The sequence below is a fragment of the Fontibacillus phaseoli genome, assembly GCF_003337355.1.
In the GTDB taxonomy this organism is placed as follows: domain Bacteria; phylum Bacillota; class Bacilli; order Paenibacillales; family Paenibacillaceae; genus Fontibacillus; species Fontibacillus phaseoli.
Genome location: NZ_QPJW01000002.1, coordinates 21568 through 45672 on the forward strand (window position 1 = coordinate 21568; position 24105 = coordinate 45672).

27 protein-coding genes are annotated in these 24105 nt (G+C 49.0%); all 27 read right to left on the reverse strand.

Features of this window, described 5'->3' with window-relative positions; all coding sequences use genetic code 11:
- Positions 1 to 117: 117 nt before the first annotated feature.
- The 27 genes from DFP94_RS07410 to DFP94_RS07540 all read right to left on the reverse strand — a co-directional run bounded on the left by DFP94_RS07410 (position 118) and on the right by DFP94_RS07540 (position 24098).
- A complete protein-coding gene (locus DFP94_RS07410; RefSeq protein ID WP_114496349.1) occupies positions 118 to 1257 on the reverse strand; it encodes a 1-deoxy-D-xylulose-5-phosphate reductoisomerase in 1140 nt (379 codons plus the stop codon).
- Between the two features lie 27 nt (positions 1258 to 1284).
- Complete coding sequence (locus tag DFP94_RS07415; protein WP_114495848.1) at positions 1285 to 2088, reverse strand: phosphatidate cytidylyltransferase; 804 nt, start codon at positions 2086 to 2088, stop codon at positions 1285 to 1287.
- 21 nt (positions 2089 to 2109) lie between these two features.
- Complete coding sequence (locus DFP94_RS07420; RefSeq protein ID WP_114495849.1) at positions 2110 to 2877, reverse strand: undecaprenyl pyrophosphate synthase; 768 nt, start codon at positions 2875 to 2877, stop codon at positions 2110 to 2112.
- 71 nt (positions 2878 to 2948) lie between these two features.
- Positions 2949 to 3503 (reverse strand): ribosome recycling factor, encoded by a 555-nt coding sequence (gene frr / locus DFP94_RS07425; protein WP_114495850.1) that lies wholly within the window; start codon positions 3501 to 3503, stop codon positions 2949 to 2951.
- A complete protein-coding gene (gene pyrH / locus DFP94_RS07430; protein ID WP_114495851.1) occupies positions 3504 to 4232 on the reverse strand; it encodes a UMP kinase in 729 nt (242 codons plus the stop codon). It abuts the gene before it with no gap.
- 175 nt (positions 4233 to 4407) lie between these two features.
- Positions 4408 to 5058: a translation elongation factor Ts gene (tsf, locus tag DFP94_RS07435; protein ID WP_114495852.1), complete on the reverse strand. Its 651-nt coding sequence runs from the start codon at positions 5056 to 5058 to the stop codon at positions 4408 to 4410.
- A 140-nt stretch (positions 5059 to 5198) separates the two neighbouring features.
- Positions 5199 to 5897 (reverse strand): 30S ribosomal protein S2, encoded by a 699-nt coding sequence (gene rpsB, locus DFP94_RS07440; protein WP_114495853.1) that lies wholly within the window; start codon positions 5895 to 5897, stop codon positions 5199 to 5201.
- Between the two features lie 260 nt (positions 5898 to 6157).
- A complete protein-coding gene (locus DFP94_RS07445; protein WP_114495854.1) occupies positions 6158 to 6760 on the reverse strand; it encodes a hypothetical protein in 603 nt (200 codons plus the stop codon).
- Positions 6757 to 7377 (reverse strand): hypothetical protein, encoded by a 621-nt coding sequence (locus tag DFP94_RS07450; RefSeq protein WP_114495855.1) that lies wholly within the window; start codon positions 7375 to 7377, stop codon positions 6757 to 6759. Before DFP94_RS07450 ends, DFP94_RS07445 begins: the two co-directional genes overlap by 4 nt.
- Before the next feature lie 68 nt (positions 7378 to 7445).
- A complete protein-coding gene (locus DFP94_RS07455) occupies positions 7446 to 7766 on the reverse strand; it encodes a hypothetical protein (RefSeq protein ID WP_114495856.1) in 321 nt (106 codons plus the stop codon).
- A gap of 83 nt (positions 7767 to 7849) precedes the next feature.
- Positions 7850 to 9259: a flagellar assembly protein A gene (locus DFP94_RS07460; RefSeq protein WP_114495857.1), complete on the reverse strand. Its 1410-nt coding sequence runs from the start codon at positions 9257 to 9259 to the stop codon at positions 7850 to 7852.
- Between the two features lie 43 nt (positions 9260 to 9302).
- On the reverse strand, positions 9303 to 10091 hold the full coding sequence (locus tag DFP94_RS07465) for a FliA/WhiG family RNA polymerase sigma factor (RefSeq protein ID WP_114495858.1): 789 nt from the start codon (positions 10089 to 10091) through the stop codon (positions 9303 to 9305).
- A 15-nt stretch (positions 10092 to 10106) separates the two neighbouring features.
- Positions 10107 to 10526, reverse strand: a complete 420-nt coding sequence (locus tag DFP94_RS07470; protein WP_114495859.1) for a hypothetical protein — start codon at positions 10524 to 10526, stop codon at positions 10107 to 10109.
- Positions 10527 to 10528: 2 nt separating this feature from the next.
- Entirely contained in the window at positions 10529 to 11026 is a 498-nt protein-coding gene (locus DFP94_RS07475; RefSeq protein WP_114495860.1) for a chemotaxis protein CheD, read from the reverse strand.
- Complete coding sequence (locus DFP94_RS07480; protein WP_425459241.1) at positions 11019 to 11612, reverse strand: chemotaxis protein CheC; 594 nt, start codon at positions 11610 to 11612, stop codon at positions 11019 to 11021. Before DFP94_RS07480 ends, DFP94_RS07475 begins: the two co-directional genes overlap by 8 nt.
- 36 nt (positions 11613 to 11648) lie before the next feature.
- Positions 11649 to 12110 carry a chemotaxis protein CheW gene (locus DFP94_RS07485; RefSeq protein ID WP_114495862.1) on the reverse strand — a complete coding sequence of 154 codons (462 nt, stop codon included), beginning with the start codon at positions 12108 to 12110 and terminating at the stop codon, positions 11649 to 11651.
- Between the two features lie 55 nt (positions 12111 to 12165).
- Complete coding sequence (locus tag DFP94_RS07490) at positions 12166 to 14235, reverse strand: chemotaxis protein CheA (protein WP_114495863.1); 2070 nt, start codon at positions 14233 to 14235, stop codon at positions 12166 to 12168.
- Between the two features lie 29 nt (positions 14236 to 14264).
- On the reverse strand, positions 14265 to 15704 hold the full coding sequence (locus DFP94_RS07495; protein ID WP_114495864.1) for a protein-glutamate methylesterase/protein-glutamine glutaminase: 1440 nt from the start codon (positions 15702 to 15704) through the stop codon (positions 14265 to 14267).
- Positions 15705 to 15736: 32 nt separating this feature from the next.
- Entirely contained in the window at positions 15737 to 16624 is an 888-nt protein-coding gene (locus DFP94_RS07500) for a MinD/ParA family protein (protein ID WP_114495865.1), read from the reverse strand.
- The gene (gene flhF / locus DFP94_RS07505) at positions 16621 to 18114 is read right to left on the reverse strand and encodes a flagellar biosynthesis GTPase FlhF (protein ID WP_114495866.1); all 1494 of its coding nucleotides are present in this window, start codon (positions 18112 to 18114) and stop codon (positions 16621 to 16623) included. The genes DFP94_RS07500 and flhF overlap by 4 nt, the downstream gene beginning before the upstream one ends.
- Positions 18111 to 20147 (reverse strand): flagellar biosynthesis protein FlhA, encoded by a 2037-nt coding sequence (flhA, locus tag DFP94_RS07510; protein WP_114495867.1) that lies wholly within the window; start codon positions 20145 to 20147, stop codon positions 18111 to 18113. The genes flhF and flhA overlap by 4 nt, the downstream gene beginning before the upstream one ends.
- A gap of 24 nt (positions 20148 to 20171) precedes the next feature.
- Positions 20172 to 21260 carry a flagellar biosynthesis protein FlhB gene (gene flhB / locus DFP94_RS07515; RefSeq protein WP_114495868.1) on the reverse strand — a complete coding sequence of 363 codons (1089 nt, stop codon included), beginning with the start codon at positions 21258 to 21260 and terminating at the stop codon, positions 20172 to 20174.
- A 17-nt stretch (positions 21261 to 21277) separates the two neighbouring features.
- Positions 21278 to 22066 carry a flagellar biosynthetic protein FliR gene (fliR, locus tag DFP94_RS07520; protein WP_114495869.1) on the reverse strand — a complete coding sequence of 263 codons (789 nt, stop codon included), beginning with the start codon at positions 22064 to 22066 and terminating at the stop codon, positions 21278 to 21280.
- 12 nt (positions 22067 to 22078) lie between these two features.
- A complete protein-coding gene (fliQ, locus tag DFP94_RS07525) occupies positions 22079 to 22348 on the reverse strand; it encodes a flagellar biosynthesis protein FliQ (RefSeq protein WP_114495870.1) in 270 nt (89 codons plus the stop codon).
- Between the two features lie 68 nt (positions 22349 to 22416).
- Positions 22417 to 23181: a flagellar type III secretion system pore protein FliP gene (gene fliP, locus DFP94_RS07530; RefSeq protein WP_114495871.1), complete on the reverse strand. Its 765-nt coding sequence runs from the start codon at positions 23179 to 23181 to the stop codon at positions 22417 to 22419.
- Positions 23178 to 23723 (reverse strand): flagellar biosynthetic protein FliO, encoded by a 546-nt coding sequence (locus DFP94_RS07535; protein ID WP_114495872.1) that lies wholly within the window; start codon positions 23721 to 23723, stop codon positions 23178 to 23180. The genes fliP and DFP94_RS07535 overlap by 4 nt, the downstream gene beginning before the upstream one ends.
- 9 nt (positions 23724 to 23732) lie before the next feature.
- Complete coding sequence (locus tag DFP94_RS07540) at positions 23733 to 24098, reverse strand: response regulator (RefSeq protein ID WP_114495873.1); 366 nt, start codon at positions 24096 to 24098, stop codon at positions 23733 to 23735.
- Positions 24099 to 24105 lie beyond the last annotated feature (7 nt).

Below are 24105 nucleotides of genomic sequence, written 5' to 3' on the forward strand. Positions count from 1 at the left end.
TTTTGGCCACGGATCGTCCAACGTTCTTTTAGATTATCATTATTCTCCGATCAGGTACAAGAGAATACCGGGATGGAACTTTTCCGCTCTCAAAAGAAAATTTATGCTCCGGCGGTCTTACAAAGATCGCGCGGTGTCACGGGCCCACCGGTCGGCTTCTTTGATGGCTTCCAAATCCGGTTCGGCTTGAACCCGGTGTTTGGAAAGAACACTTTCGATAAGATATTCAATTTGTAGAAACGGAATCTCCCTGTTCAGAAAACGGGCGACGGCGACCTCATTGGCTGCGTTGTACACGCTCGTTGCCGTCCCACCTATTTTACCACATTCGAAGGCCAGTCTTAAACATGGGTAACGAACCATATCCATTTCCCGGAAATGAAGCTTGCCGACCTCGGCCAGAGACAGCCGTTTCGTGTCGGAAGTCCATCGCTCCGGATAAGTTAGGGCATATTGAATCGGTACCCGCATATCCGGCGTTCCCAATTGGGCGATCACACTGCCGTCACGGTACTCAACGAAAGAGTGGACAATACTCTCCGGGTGCATCAAAACGCCGATTTGTTCGAAGCTCATCCCGAACAGCCAGCGGGCCTCGATCACTTCCAATCCTTTGTTGACCATCGTGGCCGAATCAATCGTCACCTTGGCGCCCATCGACCAGTTAGGATGCTTAAGGGCATCTTCAACCGTCACGTGCCTAAGTTGCTCTCGATTTAGATCGCGGAAAGAACCTCCGGATGCAGTAAGCGTAATCCGCTCCGCATCCCCCATCCGCTCTCCGTTCAAACATTGAAAAATTGCGGAATGCTCGCTGTCCACGGGCAGGAGGGATACTCCCTTTTCTTTTGCCAATCCGGTCACCAGATGACCTGCAGTCACAAGCGTTTCCTTATTTGCCAACGCGATATGCTTGCCTTCGGAAATGGCCGCCAGCGTTGCCGGCAATCCGGCGCTTCCTACGATCGCCGTGACCACCGTCTCGGCTTCTGTTCCGGCCGCAACCTCGACGAGCCCTTCCTCCCCATAGAATAACTTCACATTGCTTGGAATCAGGTGACGGATTTGATCCGCGATCTCTTTATTCGCAACGGAAGCTTTTTTCGGTTTAAAGTCATTTACCTGCTTCACGAAGAGTTTGGCATTGGTGCCGGCCGCAAGGCCTTCAACGGCAAAATGACCGGCATGTTGCGTTACGACATCAAGGGTTTGGGTACCGATCGAACCGGTCGAACCGATGACGGCTATTTTTTTCATCATGCACACCTCGCACCTTAAAAATATCTAGAACACTGGCAACAACGACAAGATATGTACAAAAGGAAAGACTGCGATCCAACTGTCACAGCGGTCCAAAATCCCTCCGTGACCGGGCAGCAAAGTCCCGGAATCCTTAATGCCGTACACTCGTTTATAAGCAGACTGAACAAGGTCTCCCAATTGACCGACGGCAGCGGCGGATCCCCCTAACAGAAGAGCCCTCCCGATTGTAAGCAGTCCGCCGGAAGTCAAGGCAAATATAACGGCAGCGATGACCGCCAAAATAATGCCGCCAACAGCGCCTTCCACCGTTTTGTTCGGACTGATCGCCGGCCACAACTTGGTCTTGCCAAACCTGCGTCCACTAAAGTAGGCCCCTGCATCACTGCTCCAGATCGAAGCCAGCATGAGAAAGGTCCAGAACAGGCCATGACCGTCCGGAGTACTCCGGGTGTCAGCCAGATAAGCGAAGCCCAGTCCAATGTATACCATGCCAAGGAACAGCATTGCAACCTGGTTTATTGGAACCTCGTTTTTGGTCACGACGGTAACGACAAGAAACAGCAGCATCAGCAACCAGAATACCGCCACGACGCTTAAGGGCATGTCCAGTCCAAGCAATTTCCAAGGAAAAACGGCATACGAAACACCGATATACCCAATCAGGGCAGTGCCGCCAAAAGCCGGAAGCTTGGTCATGCGCACGAATTCATAAAATCCGATCAGCGCCATGACCAGCACAAGCACATGATACCATACCCCTCCAACGAGACAGAGTCCTAGAAATGCACCGCCGGCGATAATTCCTGTAATCAACCGTTGTTTCAACTTTCTACACCTTCCATCCCGCTAGGATAAACCGCCATAACGCCGGGTTCGATTTTGGTACTCGGCCACCGCCGCAAACAATTGCTCACGGCCGAATTCAGGCCAATACAGGTCCGTAAACCAGAGTTCGCTATAGGCTGTCTGCCATAACATAAAATTACTAAGTCTCAGCTCTCCCCCGGTGCGAATGAGCAAATCGGGATCCGGCAGGCCCCCGGACAGCAGTCTCGACCCGATCATTTGCTGCGTAATCTCCTCCGGCTTTATCTTGCCTTCCATGACCTCGCGGGCAATCTCTTTGACACTTTCGGTAATTTCTCGCTGGCTGCCGTAATTGAGCGCAAAATTTAAGATGAGTCCCGTATTATGTTTTGTCCGCTCAATCGCTTCTTCCATGGCGGCAATCGTATGCTCCGGAAGTTCTTCGGTATGCCCCATCATCCGGACTTGAACATTTTTCTCGATCAATTCCTCGAGTTCCATGGCCAAAAACTCTGTCGGAAGCGACATCAAAAAATCGACCTCTTCCTTCGGCCGCTTCCAGTTCTCTGTCGAAAACGCATAAAGCGTCAAAACGGAGATTCCCAGTTCATCCGCTGCGATCGTTACCCGCTTAACGGCTTTCATCCCGCTACGGTGTCCGACTATGCGCGGCATTCCGAGCTTGCGGGCCCAACGGCCGTTGCCATCCATAATAATAGCGACGTGTTTAGGGATATTTTCGCCGTCCGGATGCACAGACTCAGGGCTATTCCTTTTTTTGCGCCAGGACCCAAAAACTCTATTCATTGCTTTTCCTCCAGCCGGTGATGAAAAAGAGACAAAACCCCACCGTAAAAGGAGGGGCCGCTTTTTGTCTCTTAAACTTCCATAATCTCTTTTTCTTTCGCAGCAAGCACTTTATCCACTTCAGCGATGAATTTATCGGTTGTCTTTTGGATATCTTCCTGGTGTCTGCGCGATTCGTCTTCAGAGATATCGGTTTTCTCCAACTTCTTAATATCGTCGTTCGCGTCGCGGCGAATATTGCGGATGGCCACCTTCGCCTCTTCCCCGAACTTCTTGGTCATTTTCACAAGTTCTACGCGGCGTTCCTCTGTCAAAGCCGGAATCGAAAGCCGGATGAACATTCCGTCGTTGGCCGGGGTCAAGCCCAGGTCCGATTTTTGGATCGCGCGTTCAATTTCTGCAAGAGACGATTTGTCCCAAGGCTGAATCATGAGCGTGCGGGAATCCGGTGTATTGATGTTGGCCAGCTGATTAACCGGGGTTGGCGATCCGTAGTAATCAACATGGATCCGATCGAGCAGTGAAGGCGTGGCTCTGCCTGCCCGAAGCGTCGCAAGATCTCGTTTAAGTGCCTGAATCGCCTTATCCATGCGCTCTTCCGCATGTTTTTTGATAGTTTGCGGCATTTAATCTACACTCCCTTTGACAATCGTCCCGATTTGTTCACCGAGAACGACACGCTTGATATTCCCTTGTTCCGTGATGGCAAACACGATGAGCGGGATGTTATTGTCCATGCACAACGACGATGCCGTCGAATCCATAACGCCCAGATTTTTATTGAGTACTTCCAGATAAGTAAGCACTTCATATTTTTCGGCGGTCGGATCCACGAACGGATCTGCCGAGTAAACTCCGTCGACTTTATTCTTCGCCATTAGAATAACTTCGGCTTCAATTTCTGCGGCGCGAAGTGCGGCTGTGGTATCCGTTGAAAAGAACGGATTTCCCGTACCAGCGGCAAAGATCACAACTCTGCCTTTTTCCAGATGGCGGATGGCCCGGCGGCGAATGTACGGCTCGGCGATTTGCTGCATTGCGATGGAGGTTTGCACCCGTGTAGGCACCTCGATTTGTTCAAGCGCATCCTGCAAAGCCAACGAATTCATCACCGTGGCAAGCATCCCCATATAGTCTGCCGTAGCACGGTCTATCCCTTTGGCGCTGCCTGCAATCCCCCGCCAAATATTTCCGCCTCCGCATACGATGGCAACTTGAACTCCGAGTTCAACCACTTCCTTCACCTGCTGCGCGATCGACGAAATCGTCTCGGCATCAATACCGTACCCATTTTGTCCAGCTAACGACTCGCCGCTAACCTTCAAGACAACACGTTTAAAAACTGGCTGTTCCAAATGTATACCTCCACTTTAGACCCCGCTTGAAGAGACGTTCAAAAAGTACATTCCAAAACATCAAGCGCTAAAACTACATTTTTGAACGGCTGCGACAAGGGTGTCAGGTTAAAAAAGAAGGAACACGGCGTGTTCCAACTATTAGGACGTTCAATTATTGATAACGTTATATATATTATTGTCTAACTTGGGACATAACTTCCTCAACGAAGTTGTCCACTTTTTTCTCCATACCCTCGCCCAGTTCGTAACGGGCAAAACGGCGGATCGAGATGTTTTCCCCGATGGCGCTGATTTTTTCGTTAACCAATGCGGAGATTGTTTTATCCGGATCTTTTACGAAAGTTTGCTCAAGCAAGCAGAACTCTTCGTAGTATTTGCTGATGCGGCCTTCAACCATTTTTTCAACGATTTTCTCAGGTTTGCCTTCATTGAGGGCTTGTGCCTTCAAAATTTCCTTTTCTTTTTCCACTTCTTCTTGCGGTACTTCTTCACGGCGAACATAACGTGGGCTCATTGCCGCGATATGCATTGCGATGTCTCGTGCGAAATCCTTGAATTGATCCGTTTTCGCTACGAAGTCGGTTTCACAGTTGATTTCGACCAATACGCCGATCCGGCCGCCGGCATGAATATAAGATTCTACAACGCCTTCTGTTGCGACGCGGCCAGCTTTGTTTGCAGCAGCAGCCAGACCTTTCTCGCGGAGTAGTTCAGTCGCTTTTGTCAAATCCCCATTCGCTTCTTCAAGTGCCTTTTTGCAGTCCAACATCCCTGCACCGGTTTTTTCACGCAATTCTTTTACGGATTTTGCATCAACAGCCATGTTTATATTACCTCCACATTAAAATTGGATAGTTTTCATTTAGAATCGCTTCTTAAAAAAAGGGTAGTGAGAGGTTTGACACCTACCAACCACCCTTTTTAATTTAATTCATCTCATGCTCATTTATGTTCTTAGCGATATTAGGCAGTAGTTTGCTCGCCTTGATTCGCTTCGATTACGGCATCAGCCATTTTGCTGGTAAGCAATTTAACCGCGCGGATCGCGTCGTCGTTACCAGGAATTACGTAGTCGATTTCGTCCGGATCGCAGTTGGTATCAACGATACCTACGATTGGGATACCCAATTTGCGGGCTTCAGCAACCGCAATACGTTCTTTACGAGGATCGATAATGAACAGCGCGCTTGGCAAGCCCTTCATATTCTTGATCCCGCCGAGGAATTTCTCGAGACGATCTTTTTCTTTGCGAAGAATAATTACTTCTTTCTTAGGCAAGACAGCGAAAGTACCGTCTTCTTCCCAAGTTTCCAGTTGTTTCAAACGGTCGATCCGTTTTTGAATCGTTTGGAAGTTGGTCAGCGTACCGCCGAGCCAGCGTTGGTTAATATAGAATTGACCAGCACGTTCTGCTTCTTCCTTCACGGAGTCTTGGGCTTGTTTCTTCGTGCCGACGAACAGAATTTTACCATTCTCTTCAGCTACGCTTTTAACGAAGTTGTAAGCTTCTTCAACTTTCTTGACCGTTTTTTGCAGGTCGATAATGTAAATCCCGTTTCTTTCAGTGAAGATATAACGATCCATTTTCGGGTTCCAACGACGAGTCTGGTGTCCGAAGTGAACGCCTGCTTCAAGCAGTTGTTTCATGGAGATTACTGCCATCTTCACGCACCTCCTAAAGTTTGGTTTTTTTGATGCTTCCTCCGCAAGTTTCATCTTCCGCCAAAACTCCCGGTCGGGAGCACCATTCGCGGAATCAACTTGCGTGCGTTATAACACCGTCATTTAATATACCACAAGTAAAAACGCGATGCAACCGAAGTTTATAAGCCTGATCGGCAAAATATACGGAAATCCGCAAAAAAGAAAAGATACAAAAAAAGCTCCCTCACAGGAGCTTGCAAAAAGCAAGATATCCATCCTTATTTCCCGGAGCCAGGTGAAATCTTGGAAATAATGGAGTTGTATTCTTCTCCGACTTCAAACGTAAACGTGCCGGTGCGTACTTTTTTGTTGATGTGCTTTGCCTTAGCTTGTTTCAAGAAGGCTTCCTTATCACTGATGACGCCTGCCTGAAGTAAACCTTCCGCCACCCCCGTCAGGGTGCTGCCGTAGGCGATCTTGTATTTTACCGACCCTTTGTCGGGTTCTTTCGGTGATTCCGGAGTGGTTGTCTCAGGGACTGCAAGGGATCCGCTTGGGTCTGACTTCTCGGGATCGGCAGGAGCCGTCGGTGTATTCGGAGCTTCTGGATCCGCCGGAACCTTGGTCTCGTTCAAACCGCCTTCAGTCTCCCCTTCACCGGGTAGCGCCTCTTCGGACCTCGCTCTCCACTCTTCCTCAGTCAGCAGTTCCTGGTTCCTTTCCACTACTTTCAAATTTAAAGAAGCTGCAGCTTGTTCAACTTGTTCTTTTGTCTTTAATTTGCCAGCCTGTCCCTGGCCGATCAACATCACTTGCAGAAGCAGCGCCCCCACGATGAGTCCGATCCCCAGGCCGGTCATAAATTGACGGTTTCGGATCACAGGGATTCCTCCCTTTTCGCCAGTTGAAGAATGAGTTGGACTTCACCTCTCTGAATGCCGATCGTTTTGGCGATCGTATCCATGGACTTTCCTTTGGCGTGTAGTTCGAACAATTCCGGGTACCGATCGCGTACCGAGTCGGCGACCTCCGGTTCGGCAGGAATATCCTCAGTCAATTCTCTTGAATCGCTCTCCGGCTGAATATCCTCAACAACGGTTAGCGGAGCCGTGGCGGTTACTTCTGGCTGCGGACCGTCTTCAACCGCGGCTGTCTGGCTTGAAATCGTTACAGAAGCCTGTTCCAGCGGCTCAAGGCGGGATGCATTCTGCCTTGCTGTGTATTCCACATCGACCATACGCTGACGAAGTTCAACAATCTGTTCCTGGTGAGCCAACTGTTTGGATGTCAATTCCTGCTTCATCTGCGCCACGAGACCGATCAATTCCTCATTCTCTCTCTCAATCTCCGACATAAACTGCTCCAACGTCGCCTCGAGGTCGCCTGTCCCTGCCTGCTTTATCTCCGTGGCGGATTTACGTCCCGGAAGCAGGAGTGCATAAACAAGCGCGGCGGCTCCCAGCAGTACAATATAAAACAATGGTTCTCCAAATGACAATGTAATCCTCACCTCTTGCTGATAATAAAATACCGCCGCCCCACGCAAAACGATAGGATAAACTGAAGCTAAAAAGATAAATCAACGTGTCGCCCTTTATAAGGATGCTCAGCAGGATGTACCTTTTCCTGTTCTTCCTGCTTTTCTCCGGGGGAAGCCTGTCCCTGGCGTTGATTACCCGGGGAGTCACCCTCCCGTTTCACGGTCGTATTGTGCGCGCTTTCGTCAACTCCTGAACTCCGCTGCCGTTCAAGTTCGTGTTCCTTAACGTTTTCCATCGAAAGTAAACTTTGATCGATCATAGGTCTCTGCTGTCCTTCATGCTGAATACGCCCCAACTCATTGGTTCGAGGAATGGCGATTTGCATTTCCACGGCTTTCAAATCCATAAGATCACCCCATGATTTCATCGGCATACTAGCCGGATATCAAAGCTGAGAAACGAAAAGGCTTCGCTATCGTGATGAACTTTCTATACGTAAACCGACATGGAAATGTCGCCCTCGCTAAAATAAAACGACATGCGCGAGACCGGCTCTTTTATATACTTGGTATATCGGCCAATAACGATTTTGGAACCGCCATAAATCATTTTCAGGACATCCACCCGCGCTTTGCCGGTGTCCTCCAGCGCTTTTTCAATATTAAGCATCCGTTCCTTCAGGTCATTCATTTCCTGGACATGGGACTTTTTGGTCAGTCCCAGCTTGGAGCGCATTTCTACCTTATCCGGAGTCAATTTACCCAAAGAAGCGAGCTGATCTAACAGGGTAAGCGCTTTTTCCGATTTGTCCAAGTTTGCCATGATATCTTTGACTTGCTGACGTAAATCCATTAGTTCATTGCGGAGTTCCGGTAAAACGCCGACCTCGATCGAAGTTGTCGTTGACATCGGATTGCCGATAATTCGTGCCGTAACCCTCTCTCCGGCCTGAATGCTTCCTCCAACGATCAATCCTTTGGTGCCGCTGCAAATAACATCTCTTCCCGCACGGATATTGGAATGCATGATACTCTGTGTAACAACCACATCCTCACCGGCCAATACGTTGCCATCTTGAATGAACGAGCTTTTGACCGTATGTCCGGCTTTGATCACACCTTTGTTGTAACCGATAATTCCTCCGGTTATTTCAATAGAGCCTTCCGCATACAGTTCGGCTCCTTCCACGCCGCCAACAACACGAATATCCCCGGCTGCCGTGACTTTAAAACCAGTCAGAACATTGCCGCGGATGACGACCGTACCTACAAAGTCAATATTTCCGGTGCTGTAATCGATATCACCGTTAATTTCATAAACCGGGAAAACATTCAGCTTCCCCTTATCAGTCTGGGTGACCAGGCCGTCAATGGCCGCATACATTGCATTTTGTTCAGGATTAAGCACCACGTTTTTACCAATTTTAAATCTGGCTTCTTTACCGGCTTTATTAGGAATGGCTTCCCCCGTAACCGCCGTTCCGGGGCGTCCGGGGAGGGGAGGAACCAACTCAGCGATCAGTTGCCCTTTTCGGACATTATTCAGATGAGTAACTTCTTTGAAGTCCACTTTACCATCATCGGTTTCCAGAGGTTTGTACCTCACATCGTCATCCATTGGAACGGCATAACGGATTTTGCCGTCTTCCCCCTGCTGAGGCTCAACGCCAATTGCAATCGGGGTTTTGCTGAAAAAGTATTCCCTCGGATTGACAGCAAACCGTTTCACGATATCTTCCTGAATTCCGTATTTTATGCCTTGGACATGCAGAAATTGATGCAGGGCATCCATAGTACAGGAGAAATCTTCATCCTTCTTAATAAACTGCAAGTATGCAACTGTCTTGTCATCATTTATCGTAATACTAAGGATTTGCCCTAAATCACCCGTAAACTCCATGAGTCGTTCCTCCTTCCATCTACTTTTCAGAGACAATTCTCTGCTAATCCTCCCGCATGAGCAGATCGCGCTGCTTTTCCAGGCTGCCTCGAAGCCGAAAAATCGCCTTGGAATGCAATTGCGAGATCCGGGAAGGCGACAGAGACATTACTTCGGCGATTTCGCTTAAAGACAAATCTTCATAATAAAGCAGCGAAACGACCGTGCGTTCCTTCTCGGTCAATTTTTCTATCCCTTTAGCAAGCGATTCTCGCAAATAGAACTCCTGGACTTTATAATCCGGATTTTTTGCTTTATCGTCAATCAGCAAGGACAGGCGGGTCTCCGACTCCTCTTCGCGGATCGGGTCTTCCAATGAGCATAGCGTCATAACTGCAACTTCCTGGAGCATACCCTGGAACTCTCTTTCGCTGATGCTTAAATGCTCGCTCATTTCCGCGTCCGTGACGGACCGAAGATACTGCTGTTCCAACTGCTGATAGCCTTCTTCAATTTTTTTGGCTTTTTCTCTAACGGAACGGGGAACCCAGTCCCCCTGGCGAAGCCCATCCAAGATCGCTCCTCTAACCCTCCACGAAGCGTATGTCTCGAATTGAAGACCGCGTTTGTAGTCGAATTTTTCAACCGCGTCAATCAACCCCATAACTCCGTTACTGGCTAAATCATCTTTGGAAACATTCTTCGGCAGACCGATAGCCAGACGTCCCGAAACGTAGTCGACAATATGCAAATATTTCTCGATAAGTTGTTTCTTGGCCTCCAAATCGCCGTGTTCTTTCCAACGTTCCCAAACGTCAGCGTAATTCAGAGGGGATGTCTTCCGCTCGTTCAATTGCCTTCACCTTCCTTATTTTTCTGTCAGGTGACGAACGACCTTAGCCAGCTCTTCAGGATCTTTGTCGTCAATGGTTTTAACTAGTTTTGGCGGTTCGAGTGGCGTAAACTCCGCCTGCAACTGGTCTTCTGGAGTCTGTTTCAGTAGATCGTTCAATTCCTCGCTTTGATCCGGCGTGGTCAAGTCGAGGTTGCTTCCTTTATCCTGCTCCTGCAATGCTGCAGAAAGTTCACTAACATCCGGCAGGGACTCTTGCTCCTTCAGGAAATTAATAACCCAATTTCCCACAAAGCTAAGAAGAAACCATACCACAAATCCTATTAACCCGCGCATCAAGCTCGTCGTAAACAAGTTGTTACCGGCCGATACCGCATAGGTAATCAAAAAACCGATAAAACCAATCAAAAAATAATAGCGAATTTTTCCTGTCATGGCTACAATTCCTTTATACCCATTTGTACACTGCGTATGAATAATATACCCGTTTCACAGTCGAGTTCGATCGTTCGTCCGTAATTTCCCCCCGTATCTTCGGCAAGGAGCGGAATACCAAGTTCCGATAGCATCGCTTTGCAGGATTCCGCATTTCTAGGTCCGATTCGCATGGAGTCACCGGTTCCGGCAAAAGTAAACATCTGCGAGCCACCGGCCATTTTGGCGACCAAGCGGCCCCGAGAAGCGCCGAGTGCCGAAAGTCTGCGAACCAGCTCAGGTAACGCGGTATCCGCATACTTGGCAATGTTCAGCGCCCCTTCTCTGGCGATTTCCGATGAAGGAAGCATGACGTGAGCGAGCCCCGCCATTTTTAAAAGTGGATCAAATAATGTTACACCGACACACGATCCAAGCCCTGTGGTGCGGATCAACCCCTGCCCGCGAATCACATTCAGGTCTGCCATGCCTACTTTAACGATATACTGCTCATCAATCATGATCCAGTGGCACTCCCAGAGCGGTGAAAATTTTTGCAAAGGACTCGGGGTCTGGAATCAGGAAAAATTGTCCTTCTACCTCGTGCTGGCCTTCAATGAAAGTTGTATCGATCAGCATGGCGGAATCGCCCATTTCTCCGAATTGCAGCAGCCCATAGCTTAGTATTGCGCCCGCCATATCCAGCGCAAGCGCCGGAACGGTCGGCGTCATCGACAGGGAAGTAAAATCGGCCAGGGAAGAGATATACGATCCTGCCAAAATGTTACCGATCTCCGACAATGCAGACCATTCCATTTCCGAAAAGCTGTCTTCGCTCTCGACTTTTAAACCGGCTAGACGGTGCAGCAGCTTTTTGGCCGCTTCCGGGCTAAGTATGAAAAATAAATTGCCCGGCGTATCGCCTTCAACCCGAAAAAATACGGCAAGAACGATCTTCTCGGCACCGCCTACCCGTTCCGCGACCGCTTCGAACGGTAGCATCTGGACTTTAGGAACCGCCATGTCGATCGGCTTATCCAGCAGTCGAGAGAGCGCGGTCGCCGCGTTTCCGGCACCGATATTGCCGACCTCCTTAAGTACGTCCATCTTGAATTCCTCTAAGTCCTTAAACAGATCCACCGTTTATCCCTCTAAACTTTCCAATTGAATAATTTCGCTGCGGTTCAAAACTTCCGACAAATTCAACATGACAAGAAGACGTTCCTCGGACAAGCGCGCCACGCCATGCAGATACTTCGCTTTGACGCCGCCCACTACATCCGGAGGAGAATCGATGTTATCCGAATTCAGGTCAATGACGTCATTCGCCGAGTCAACGATAAAGCCTACTTCCAGCTCATTGGCGGCCACAATAATAATCCGAGTTTGATCGGTGTGTTCCGCTTCAGGCAAACCAAACCGACCGCGCAAATTAATGACCGGAATGACAACGCCCCGCAAATTAATGACCCCTTTGACAAATGAGAATGTCTTGGGTACGCGGGTAATCGGCATCATACGTTCGATCGTTTGTACCTTGTCCACTTCGATCCCATATTCTTCTTGACCCAATTTGAAAACGATGACTTTAATTTCTTCTCCCATGGAGATCCCTCCTTATTGTCCCGGCTTAAGCAGGCTTCCGGGTTGAATAGCTGTCTTATTTAATGAAAGCATTAGGATCTATAATTAAAGCGACTTGCCCATCCCCTAAAATAGTAGCTCCGGCTACGCCCTGAATTGCAGGCAAATATTTGCCTAAATTTTTGATTACAATTTCGTTTTGTCCGATAAAGTCTTCTACGGTCAGTGCCGCAAGCCGGTCTCCCTTACGGACGACGACGATTTCCGTTTCTTCCTCGGCCTTCTCATCAAAGTCTTTAACGTCAAACAGCTCGCCCAAGGACATCAACGGAATATGGGAATCCCGGTAAGAAATCATCGTATAACCGTGTACCTTGCGAATTTGTTCTCGTCGGATAAGTCCTGTTTCCACGATGGAGGACAATGGGATCGCATACTTTTCCGAACCGACTTTGATCAACATCGCCGAAATGATCGACAGTGTTAATGGAAGCTGAACGGAGAACTTCGTTCCCTTCCCAAGCTTGGATTCCACCGATACGACTCCGCTCAGGGATTCGATTTTGGATCTCACGACGTCAAGACCAACGCCGCGGCCGGAGATGTCGGAGATGACTTCCGCCGTACTGAAACCCGGTGCAAACAGAAGCATATATACTTGCTCATCTGTCAGCGTAGCAGCTTCACTTTCGCTCACTACCCCATTCTTCAGCGCTTTACTGAGCACTTTATCCCGATCAATGCCGAATCCGTCATCTTCAATCTCGATAAACACGTGGTTGCCGCTGTGAAACGCACGCAGTTGAACCGTACCGGTCTCAGGTTTGCCGGCGGCAATGCGCTGTGCACCTGATTCCACGCCGTGATCCACCGCATTCCGCAGCAAGTGAACCAACGGATCGCCGATTTCGTCGATGACCGTCCGATCCAGCTCGGTTTCGGCCCCTACGATAACCAGATCGATTTTTTTATCCAGCGATTTTGCAAGGTCCCGAACCATTCGCGGAAACCGGTTAAAGACGGAATCGATTTGAACCATCCGCAGCTTCAATACAATATTTTGCAAGTCACTGCTGACCCGGCTCATATGCTCCACCGTTTCGGTCAAGTCGGAGCGTTTCACTTCGTACGCCAACTGTTCCAACCGGGAACGGTCAATCAGCAGCTCGCTGAATAGATTCATAAGCACGTCAAGGCGATCGATATCGACCCTGATGGTTCTGGAAGGAGCGGCACCGCCAGTCGGACGGGCGTTTGCTTTGCCTTCTTCCGCTTTGACCAGCTTGCCTGTAGCCGATTTTCCGGTATCCTTGGCAGTTGGCTCTGCAACCGCCGAAGCCGCTGCGGTTTCTTTTAACCCTGAGTTCAACTGGCCCAACGTCTCATCATCCAGAAGCGCTACATGAGCGGAGTCGATTTCCGACAGATTCATGATCATACCTTGAAGCTCGGCAGCCTCTTTTTGTGTTATGTAATAGAGGGAGAAGCTGCGATCGAATTTTTCCTGTTCAATTTCTTGAACAGAAGGGTAGGATTTGACAACTTCCCCGTAGCGCTCCAGAAGATCGAACACTAGATAGGCCCGGGCAGCTTTTAATTGGCAATCTTCGCGGATTGCCACCTCAATGTACATTACCTTGTGCCCTTCGGCAATCGACTGTTCCAGTACGGAGTACTGATATTCATCCAACTGAATTGCCGCTCCGCCTTCCGAAGCCGCATTCTCAGCCGGTTTACCGTTATTGTTTTGTCCGGATGGTGCCATGTCGCCGCGGACGATCGCTTGCAAAGAAGATACAATTGCACTTACGTCCTCTTTCCCGTCACCGCCTTGGGTAATATCCTGGACCATCGACTGCAGGGCGTCAAGACTTTGAAACAAGGTGTCAAAAATAAAGTCCTGCATCTTCAACTTTTCGTCTCGCACCAGATCCAGCACATTTTCCATTTGATGTGTCAGTGAAGACAAATCTTCATATCCCATCGTGGCTGCCATGCCTTTCAACGTATGGGCGGACCGGAAAATCACCTGCACAATCCCGAGATCGTCAGGACGGTTCTCTAATTCCAGCATCTTTTCGTTTAATGATTGTAAGTGATCGTTCGACTCATCGATAAACATGGATAAATATTGGTTCATGTCCATGGTGAGGCACCTCCTTCAAGAGATTCCGTTTATTTCACAACTTGTGCAAGCCTGTAACCAATTTCGTGCAGCGGTAATGATTGACTCACGCAGCCCAATTCGATCGCTGACCGGGGCATTCCGTATACCACGCAGGTTTCTTCGCTTTCCGCAATCGTCGACGTCACTCCGGCTTCGTACAACCGTTTCATACTTTTGGCACCATCGCTACCCATACCGGTTAAAAGAACGACGTGCCTGTTCAGCGTTACCAAAGGCAGAAGCGAATCATACAAAACATCCACGGACGGCCTGTGTCCATTTCGCGGCTCACCGTCCGACAATGACAGTTTAAAACCGCCGTCCGGATCACAAATGACGTTTAAATGGTAACCTCCATGAGCTACGTAAGCCGTGCCTGCCTGTAGCCTCATGCCTTCCTCGGCCTCCACTACGGTTAATTCGCTCAAACTGCTTAACCGTTGGGCAAGCGATTTCGTAAAATTCGGCGGCATGTGCTGAACAATAACGATCGGGGCCGGAAAATCGGCAGGCAGTTTCTCCAAGACGGCCTTTAGCGCTTTGGGACCACCGGTTGAGGTACCAATGGCGACCAGATCTGTAAAATTCGCCCGGCCCGCCCTTGAAGGACGTCTTTCCCGTTCCCGGGCAGCATGTTCCAGCTCCGCAGTCTGCCGGGCCGGCGGCTCGTCCACCTGCTTACCCTGTCTTGCCACCGACGTTGCGCCATTCACGCTGCGCGCCTTTGAAGGCGCAATCCGATCCGCTGCTTCTTTATCGCGCCTCCTCGATTCCTCCGGCTTTGCCTCCGCCACGGCAGGCTTGCCTTTTGCAGGCAGTTCGATAGTCTTACGCTGGTCTGGAATCTCCTTGTCCAGCGGATTGCGCTTTGTACGACCAGCCATGGAACCCCGATCCAAGGAAGATTCCAATATCTTGCGGGACTTTCCTTCAGTCGGCGGCTTACCTGGATTTCCTGAACTTAAAGGCGAAGGTTTCCGGGGAGCAGGCGGAAGCCGCTCCGGCGCCTTGGACTGCAGCGCCGCGTTCCTTGCTGCCCTTCGCTCTTTAGCCAGCATCGCAACCCGGATCTGCTCCCGGAGTTCCCGTCCGACCTGCTCGATATCATGCGAACTGGTTGATGCCGAAGGCTTGCGGATAAAATCAAAAGCTCCAAGTTCGAGCGCCATGATCGTTTCGCGCATCCCCTGCTCATTGATGCCGGAAAGCATGATCACTGGCAAAGGATGTCGCTCCATAATGTGTTTTAATGCCTCAAGTCCGTTCATTTCCGGCATTTCTACATCCATCGTCACCAGGTCCGGCGCGAACGACTCAATCATTTCGATTGCTTCTCGCCCGTTCTTTGCCGTTCCATTCACCCGAAATTCCGGATCCTGTTCGATAAGATCGGATACGATTTTCCGCATGAACGCCGAATCGTCAACCACCATCACCCGATAAGGCATATTTCGTTCCACTCCTGTTCCTTTATACAGAATCATTTTGCGCGTTTAAGCCATTTATGCATAAATCCTTTGATTCCTGACAAAGTATCATTTGACCTAACATGTGGAACATCCATATACTTCATAGCCAAACGCTGTACGTCCCGTGCCGCTGCACATCCGGGGAAAGCAGCCGAAAACGGTATCTGTCTTTTAACCGCTTGCATGACATGTGCATCATCGCTCAAATGCCCCAGCGTAGGAATATTAATATCCAAAAATTGTTTCGCGACCAGGCAGATTTTATCCGCCACCTGCTTGGCTTCGGTTTCGCCGGAAACCCGGTTTATTACGAGCCGAAACGATACGTCCCTTTCCAGCCCGTGCACCACTTTGATCAGCGCATATGCATCCGTAATCGAAGTCGGTTCCGGCGTCGTAACGACCAGACATTCATCGGCAGCGGTAATGAATTTCAGCGTTTCTTTCGAGAGGCCCGCCCCGGTATCAAAAATGATGAAGTCCATCTCTTCCGAAATCCGTTCAATTTGAGAAGTAAAATAGTCCAGATCACTCTCCGACAAACTGAACAAATCCGCCATGCCCGAGCCCCCTGCTATGAAAGGAAGCCCGCCTGTACCGAGCTCGATAATCTCGAGAATGTCGCGTTCGCCTTTTAGCAAATGATACAAGCTGTATTTCGGACGAACTCCCATCAAAACGTCGATGTTGGCCATACCGATATCCGCGTCGAAAATAAGTACTTTTCGGCCGAGTGATTTTAATGCAAGAGCGAAATTCAGAGTGAAATTAGATTTCCCGACCCCGCCCTTGCCGCTACTCACAGTGATAATCCGGGCTGCACGTTTTTTGCCTGATGGTTGTTCGTCGGAATCCCTTGCCGATACCAGCTGTCTAAGTGCATGTGCCTGGTCATTCATGAGCCCTTAGCTCCCAAAATTAAGTCGAGCAGTAATTCGCGGTCTGCCGAAAGCAGATCATCAGGTACGTTTTGTCCATTGGCAATATAAGAAACCCTCAATGGATATTCGTTAATCAAATTGTACATTGGACCAACACTTTCTGTCTCATCCAGTTTCGTAAAAATCACTTTGTCCAACCCGTACCTGCTGAAATGTTCCGTAATCTTCTTCATGTCTTGACTTTTGGAAGTGAGACTGAGCACCAGATAAGTTTCGCTTTGCTCAGAAGTAGCTAGCATGCTATGCAACTCTGCAACATGTATTTCGTTCAAATAATTCCGGCCCGCCGTATCCATTAAGATCAGATCACAGTGGGAAAGCCGCTGCATCGCTCTTTGGACATCTCCCGGCGACTGCACGACTTCAAGCGGCACATTCAAAATCGAAGAGTAAGTTCGAAGCTGTTCGATCGCCGAAATTCGGTACGTATCCGCAGTTATAAACCCTACCTTTTTGTGCCCCCGGAAAATTTGGTCAGCCGCCAATTTCGCGATGGTCGTCGTTTTGCCCACTCCCGTTGGTCCTGCAATGTACACGATTCTGGTGTCATCACGAATTCCTTCACCGACGCGTTCTTGCAGGAAAGAAGTGGCTTCCGATCTGATGAACAGATCCAGTTCTTCCTCCGCCAACGATTTTCCGGAATCAATCCAGTGCCTGTATGCGCTGTCTAACCATTGCTCAATCAGGTCGGGTGATAACTCCTGGATTTCCAGCCTACTTTTGATCGCCGGCAGTGGGTCAGGCAGTTCCCGGTTTTCATTCTGATGTCTTGCCAATTGTCCGATCCAGGATTTCATCTCCCGGAGTTCCTCCAGAAGCCGTTCTTCCTTCAGTTTCATATAATCGGCTTCTTTTGGAACCGTTGATGCTACGGAGGGACTTTTCTGATTCAAATCAGCCTGGCGCAGCGCTTCGTCCCATCTGCTAGCAGCCGTCTCTTCTCTAGCTAGATCAGGTTGTCCTTTTGCAGAAGCGGTGTAGTTAAGTTCCGAAGTCGGCACCCGACTCGGCATCTGCGCCAACGGAGCCTCCCTCTCTTGCTTCACAACCGGGTGTTCCTGTAGTGCCGACTCCTGTAATGGACCGCGAGACGCTTGAGCAGTTGCCGTTACAGCTGGCTGTACGCCTGCTTGGCCGGGCTCAGTTCCTGATGATGAGGAGGCGGAGGCTACCATTTGCGAAGATTTCCGGTAAGCATCCGGAACCGCCGCTCTGGCAATCGGTGTTGCCGCGGTTCGAACCGGTTGAGGCTTCGGCTTGGCAGCAGAAATATCGCTGCTTTCCGAAGCCGCAATAACTTCGATTTTCTTTTTGCCGAACAAACCCATAAATCCGCCAACCTTCAGCTCCTTGGTGCTTAAAATAACGGCATCCGCTCCGAGTTCGCTGCGTATTTTGGACATGGCATCCGGCATCGTGTCGACGATATAACGCTTTACTCTCATATGTTCACCACTCCGACACTCTGAATTTCCACATTAGGTTCGAGCTCACTATAAGACAATACCGGAATATCCTGCATACTTCTTTCAATTACCTGACGCAAATACATCCGGATCGTCGGCGAAGTTAGAACAATCGGCTGCTGACCCGACTGTAAAAGACGGTTAATCTGCTCCGAAAGCTTCTGGAAAAGACTCTGGGTAGACACCGGATCCAGCGCCAAATAACTGCCTTGGTCACTCTGTTGGACGCTTTCCGCAATTTTCTTCTCCAGTGTTGGTCCCACCGTAATGACGCGCATCGTTTCACCTTGCTGAGTGTATTGCTGCGTGATTTGCCGGGAAAGCGACTGTCTGACATATTCCGTCAAAACATCCGGGTCCTTCGTGTAGGACGCATAATCCGCCAATGTTTCAAAAATCGTCACCATGTCGCGGATCGAAATTTTTTCACGAAGCAGCTTTGCCAACACTTTCTGAACTTCCCCAACCGAGAGCAGCGAAGGGATCAACTCGTCCACCAGCACGGCGTAATTCTCTTTGAGATTGTCGATCAGCGACTTCGTCTCTTGACGGCCCAACAGCTCATGGGCATGTTTCTTGATCAATTCCGTAAGATGCGTAGCAACGACGGACGGCGGGTCGACCACCGTATAACCGGACAACTCCGCCCGATCTTTGGTAGATTCATCAATCCAAAGCGCCGGAAGTCCGAAAGCCGGTTCCTGGGTCTCAATACCTGAAATTGATTCGTCATCCATCCCAGGACTCATCGCCAAATAGTGATTAAGTAATAATTCACCACCACCTACGACATTTCCTTTAATTTTGATGACATATTCATTCGGTTTTAGTTGAATATTGTCGCGAATCCGGATTACAGGAACGACGAGCCCCATTTCCAAAGCGCACTGACGCCGGATCATGATGATCCGGTCAAGCAGGTCGCCGCCCTGTCCCGTATCTGCAAGCGGGATAAGCCCATACCCGAACTCGAACTCGATCGGATCGACTTGCAGCAAATTGATAACGCTCTCGGGGCTCCGAACCTCTTCGATCTGTTGTTCCTCTTCCTGGATCTCCTGCTGGATTTGACGGAGATTTATATTTTTTTGCATTCTTCTTCCGGCAAAAATGAGCAGCCCGGCAAAAGGAAGGGTCGTCCACGGACCGATTGGAGTGAACAGTCCGAGCATGCCGATCGTTCCGGCAACGATATAAATCAATTTAGGGTAGGAGAATAGCTGTCCCGTAATATCGTCAGCCAGGTTTCCTTCGGAAGATGCCCGGGTAACGATTAGGCCTGACGCCGTTGAAATAAGCAGCGCCGGAATTTGGCTAACCAGACCGTCCCCGATCGTCAGGATCGAGTAAGTCGAAAGCGCCTCTCCGAACGGCATTCCGTGAATGGACATCCCGATAATAAAGCCGCCGATCAGGTTAATCAGAAGGAGAATAATACTGGCGATAGCATCGCCTTTAACGAATTTACTCGCCCCGTCCATTGCCCCGTAGAAATCAGCTTCTTTCTCGATTTTGGTCCGGCGTTCCCGGGCCTGTTGTTCATTAATCAGACCTGCGTTGAGATCTGCGTCAATACTCATCTGTTTCCCCGGCATCGCGTCGAGGGTAAAACGGGCTGCCACTTCAGCTACGCGTTCCGAACCTTTGGTGATAACGATAAACTGCACGACCACCAGAATCAGGAAGACGACAAAACCGACAACGGGCTCCCCTTGGGATACCCATGAACCAAAAGTGGCGACAACGTCGCCGGCTTCGGCCTGTCCCAGAATCAGCTTGGTAGTTGATACGTTTAGCGCCAATCGGAATAACGTTGTAATGAGCAGCATGGCTGGAAAGATGTTGAATTGCAATGCTTCCCTTGTGTTCATCGCTACCAGCAAAATCATTAACGCTATCGATATATTAATAATAAGAAGAAAATCCAGCAGCAAAGTCGGGATCGGGACAATCATTAATAGAACAATACCGATAACGCCGACTAGGACTAATATATCTTTGAACTTCTTCACCGGTTCTTCCTCCGATCCCGAACTTTATTTCACCTTTCCTTGCAACCTGTATACATAAGCCAAAACTTCGGCAACAGCCTGGAACAGATCACCGGGGATCATATCCCCGATCTCCGCTCTCTGGAACAATGCCCTTGCCAGCGGCTTGTTTTCGATGGTGACAACGCCGTGCTCCTTAGCGATCTCCTTGATGCGGAGAGCGAGAAAGTCCTGGCCTTTGGCCACGACCTGAGGAGCATCCATCTGCGATCCGTCATACTTCAGGGCTACGGCAAAATGCGTCGGGTTAGTGATGATCACATCCGCCTTCGGCACCTCCTGCATCATCCGCTGCAACGCCATACGCCGCTGTCTTTCCCGGATTTTGCCTTTAATGATCGGGTCGCCTTCCATTTTTTTGTACTCGTCTTTGATATCCTGCTTCGACATCTTCAGACTTTTTTCATGCTCGTATTTCTGATAGATGTAATCAAGAACCGCTAATACCAACAGTGCGGCCGCGATCTTTATTCCCAAATTCATCGTGACTTCTGAAGTAAAGTGGAACGCCTCTTCCACCGGGATTTGGCCAAGCTTGGCGATGTGGCTTCTTGCATCCCATATGGTCGTATAAACGAGATAACCAATAATGGTGAGCTTTAGTAGGGATTTTAAAAACTCGACGAGTGCATGCATCGAGAATATTTTTTTAAACCCTTTGATCGGATCCAGCTTGCTGAACTTCATTTTGAGCGGATCGCCGGTCAGCAAAAAACCGACTTGAGCGTAATTGGCAATCACCGCCATCACGACGATGACCAGAAATATCGGGGCAAGCAGCAGTAGAATCTCTACCGCATAATCCCCTAGCATTAACATTACGTTTTCTTGAGTCACATTCATCGTCAGCCTGTGGTAAAAAACGTCGCTAAACAGAGAGACCAGACGCTCCTTAATATAGCCGCCGAAGGCAATCAGGCACAAAAAGGCAGACAGTAAAATGACCGATCCCGATATGTCCTGGCTTTTGGCAACCTGGCCTTTCTTTCTTGCATCCTGACGTTTCTTGGGCGTCGCTTTCTCCGTCTTTTCTCCGGAAAACAGCTGTAAATCCAGTTCAAACCGAAACGTCATCAGCGATCACCCCTTCCCTACGTCGGCCGGTTCCCAAGCGTACCGAATAAATTGTGCAGCGCTTGAAACATGACTTCAAAGAGATGTTCGAACGCAAAGATGAAGCCCGGAACCAGAAGGAGCAGCACTACCAGCCCCACAATGATCTTCAATGGAATTCCAATGACGAAAACATTAAACTGGGGTGCCGTTCGGGCCAGAAAGCCAAGCGCAACGTCTGTCAAAAACAAGGCTACGACCAGCGGTGCGGCCATTTGGAAGGCTAGCGTAAATGACTGGCTGAATGTACTGACCAGAAACCCCGAAACGCTTCCCTGATAAATTCTTTGAAAAACATCATTCGATAAAGGCATCCAGTTGTAGCTGCGAATCACCGCATCCAGCAAATAATGATGTCCGTTAATGCTTAAAAAGACCAGTGTAGCGATAATATACTTAAAGTTACCGAGTACTGGAGCAGAAGCACCGGTCATCGGGTCGAGTACGTTTGCCATACCGAATCCGATTTGAATGTCGATGAAAGATCCGGCAGTCAAGATGGCGGAAAAGATTAGATAAGCCACATAGCCCATCAAAAGCCCGATCAAAACCTCCCGTATAATCAGCAAAACGTAGCCGAGATCTTGTGGCAATGCCTGGTTGGTTCCTTGAATCATCAGAATCAATAACGCGATCATGGCGGACATCCCGATTTTGAAACTAGTAGGAACAGTGCGAGATGAAAAAACGGGTGCCACAACAAAAAACGCCGTCATTCGACAAAAAATTAACAGAAAGACTGAAATTCCGTGCAGTATGATCTCCATAATTACTTCGGCCTAACCGATATAACTAGATAGATTGTTTAAAATACCGTAGGTGAAATCAACTAGAGTCGATAAAATCCACGGCCCGAACAACAATAAAGCCAGAAGCACGGCAACGATTTTTGGAACAAAGGCCAGCGTCTGTTCCTGAATCTGGGTAGTGGCTTGAAAAATACTCACGATCAAACCTACAACCAGACCAATTACCAGCATCGGGGCACTAACCTTTAAAACGGTATAAACGGCTTGTCCGGCCAAACCGATGATGAATTCCGAACTCATAACCGTCTTCCCCCTCTTTACACAAAATAGAATGTATCACTTCCAGTTCTTCCGTTCCGATGCTCTTGTCATGTACTAAAGCTGGCCAACAACGATTTGACGATCAAATACCATCCGTCTACCAGAACAAAGAGCAGAATCTTAAACGGTAGTGAAATCATGACCGGAGGTAGCATCATCATCCCCATGGCCATTAGAACACTGGAAACGACGATGTCGATGATCAAAAACGGAATAAAAATCATAAAGCCCATTTGAAACGCCGTCTTTAGTTCACTTATAGCAAACGCCGGAACCAACACCGTAATCGGAATCTCTTCATAACTATTCGGTTTTTCCGTTTTGGTATAGCTCATAAATAATTGCAAATCTTTCGGACGCGTATGCGAATACATAAACTTCTTCATCGGTACAGCCGCTTTGTTCAACGCTTCCGTTTGGGTAATCTCCCCTTTGATATACGGCTGCAGGGCTACCTCATTTATTGTCGAGAGCGTCGGGCTCATGACAAACAGCGTCAGAAAAAGAGCCAAACCGATAAGCACCTGATTGGGGGGCGACGTCGCAGTCCCGAGTGAGCTGCGAACGAAACCGAGTACAATAACGATACGGGTAAAACTGGTCATGAGCACGAGAATAGCCGGCGCTATGCTTAATACCGTAATAAGCAGAATTAAGGAAAGCGAGCTTGTGCCCCCTCCCGTGCCCGTATCTCCCCCGATCTGAATCCCGATATTCGGAATCGGATCCACAGGTTCAGCGTAAGCCATGGAAACCGCCAATGCGCTCCATAAAGTAAACAGTAATGTTATGATCAGTACTTTTTTCTTCATGAATCCCTCAACCGATCTGTAGATTGTTCTTCCTGATCCTTAAGCAGTTCCTCCATCTGGCGCTTGCGGCTGGGCATTCTGTTCAACTGCGAATGAAATACCTCGTGAAAGGACTTTCCTTCCAGTTCCTCCGCTTCTCCCGGAGTTTCTTTGCGAAAACGGGAGACGAGTCCAGATAGTGCCGAAGCAAACCCGGCAAACTCCGTCCCCTCTTGTTCAAAAGTTTGCTGCAAAAGAACCACTTCTTCCGGATCGGAAATCTTATCGACCAAGGTGATATTTTCACCCACTCCGACAAGGTAGATGCTGTTACCAATTTCGATCACCTGGAGCGACTTGTTCGGCCCGAGACCGACTGCTCCCATCGTCCGGATCGAGCGGCTTTGGGATAGAACTCTATTCTTTTTCCCTAAGAAACGAATTAATAGAATAATCAGAACAATGATTATAGCCAATACGAAGATGACCGTAATCAGGTTACCCCAAAGATTGACATCCCCGTTATATAACTCGTCGGGCGTGTCCTCAAGTGATAAAGTCATGAGTTTGGCCTACAATCCAAGCGTTTTGTTGATTGCTTCGATAACCCGGTCGGACTGGAACGGTTTTACGATAAAGTCCTTCGCGCCGGCTTGAATAGCATCGATAACCATCGCTTGTTGTCCCATCGCGGAACACATAATGACTTTGGCGTTCGCATCCATCTTCTTGATTTCTTTCAAAGCCGCAATTCCGTCCATTTCAGGCATCGTGATGTCCATAGTGATGAGATCCGGATGCAATTCTTTGAATTTCTCGATCGCTTGCGATCCGTCTTGCGCTTCACCGACAACCTCGAACCCATTTTTCGTTAAAATATCGCGGATCATCATTCTCATAAAAGCTGCATCGTCTACGATTAGAATTCGGTTTGCCATTGATTAA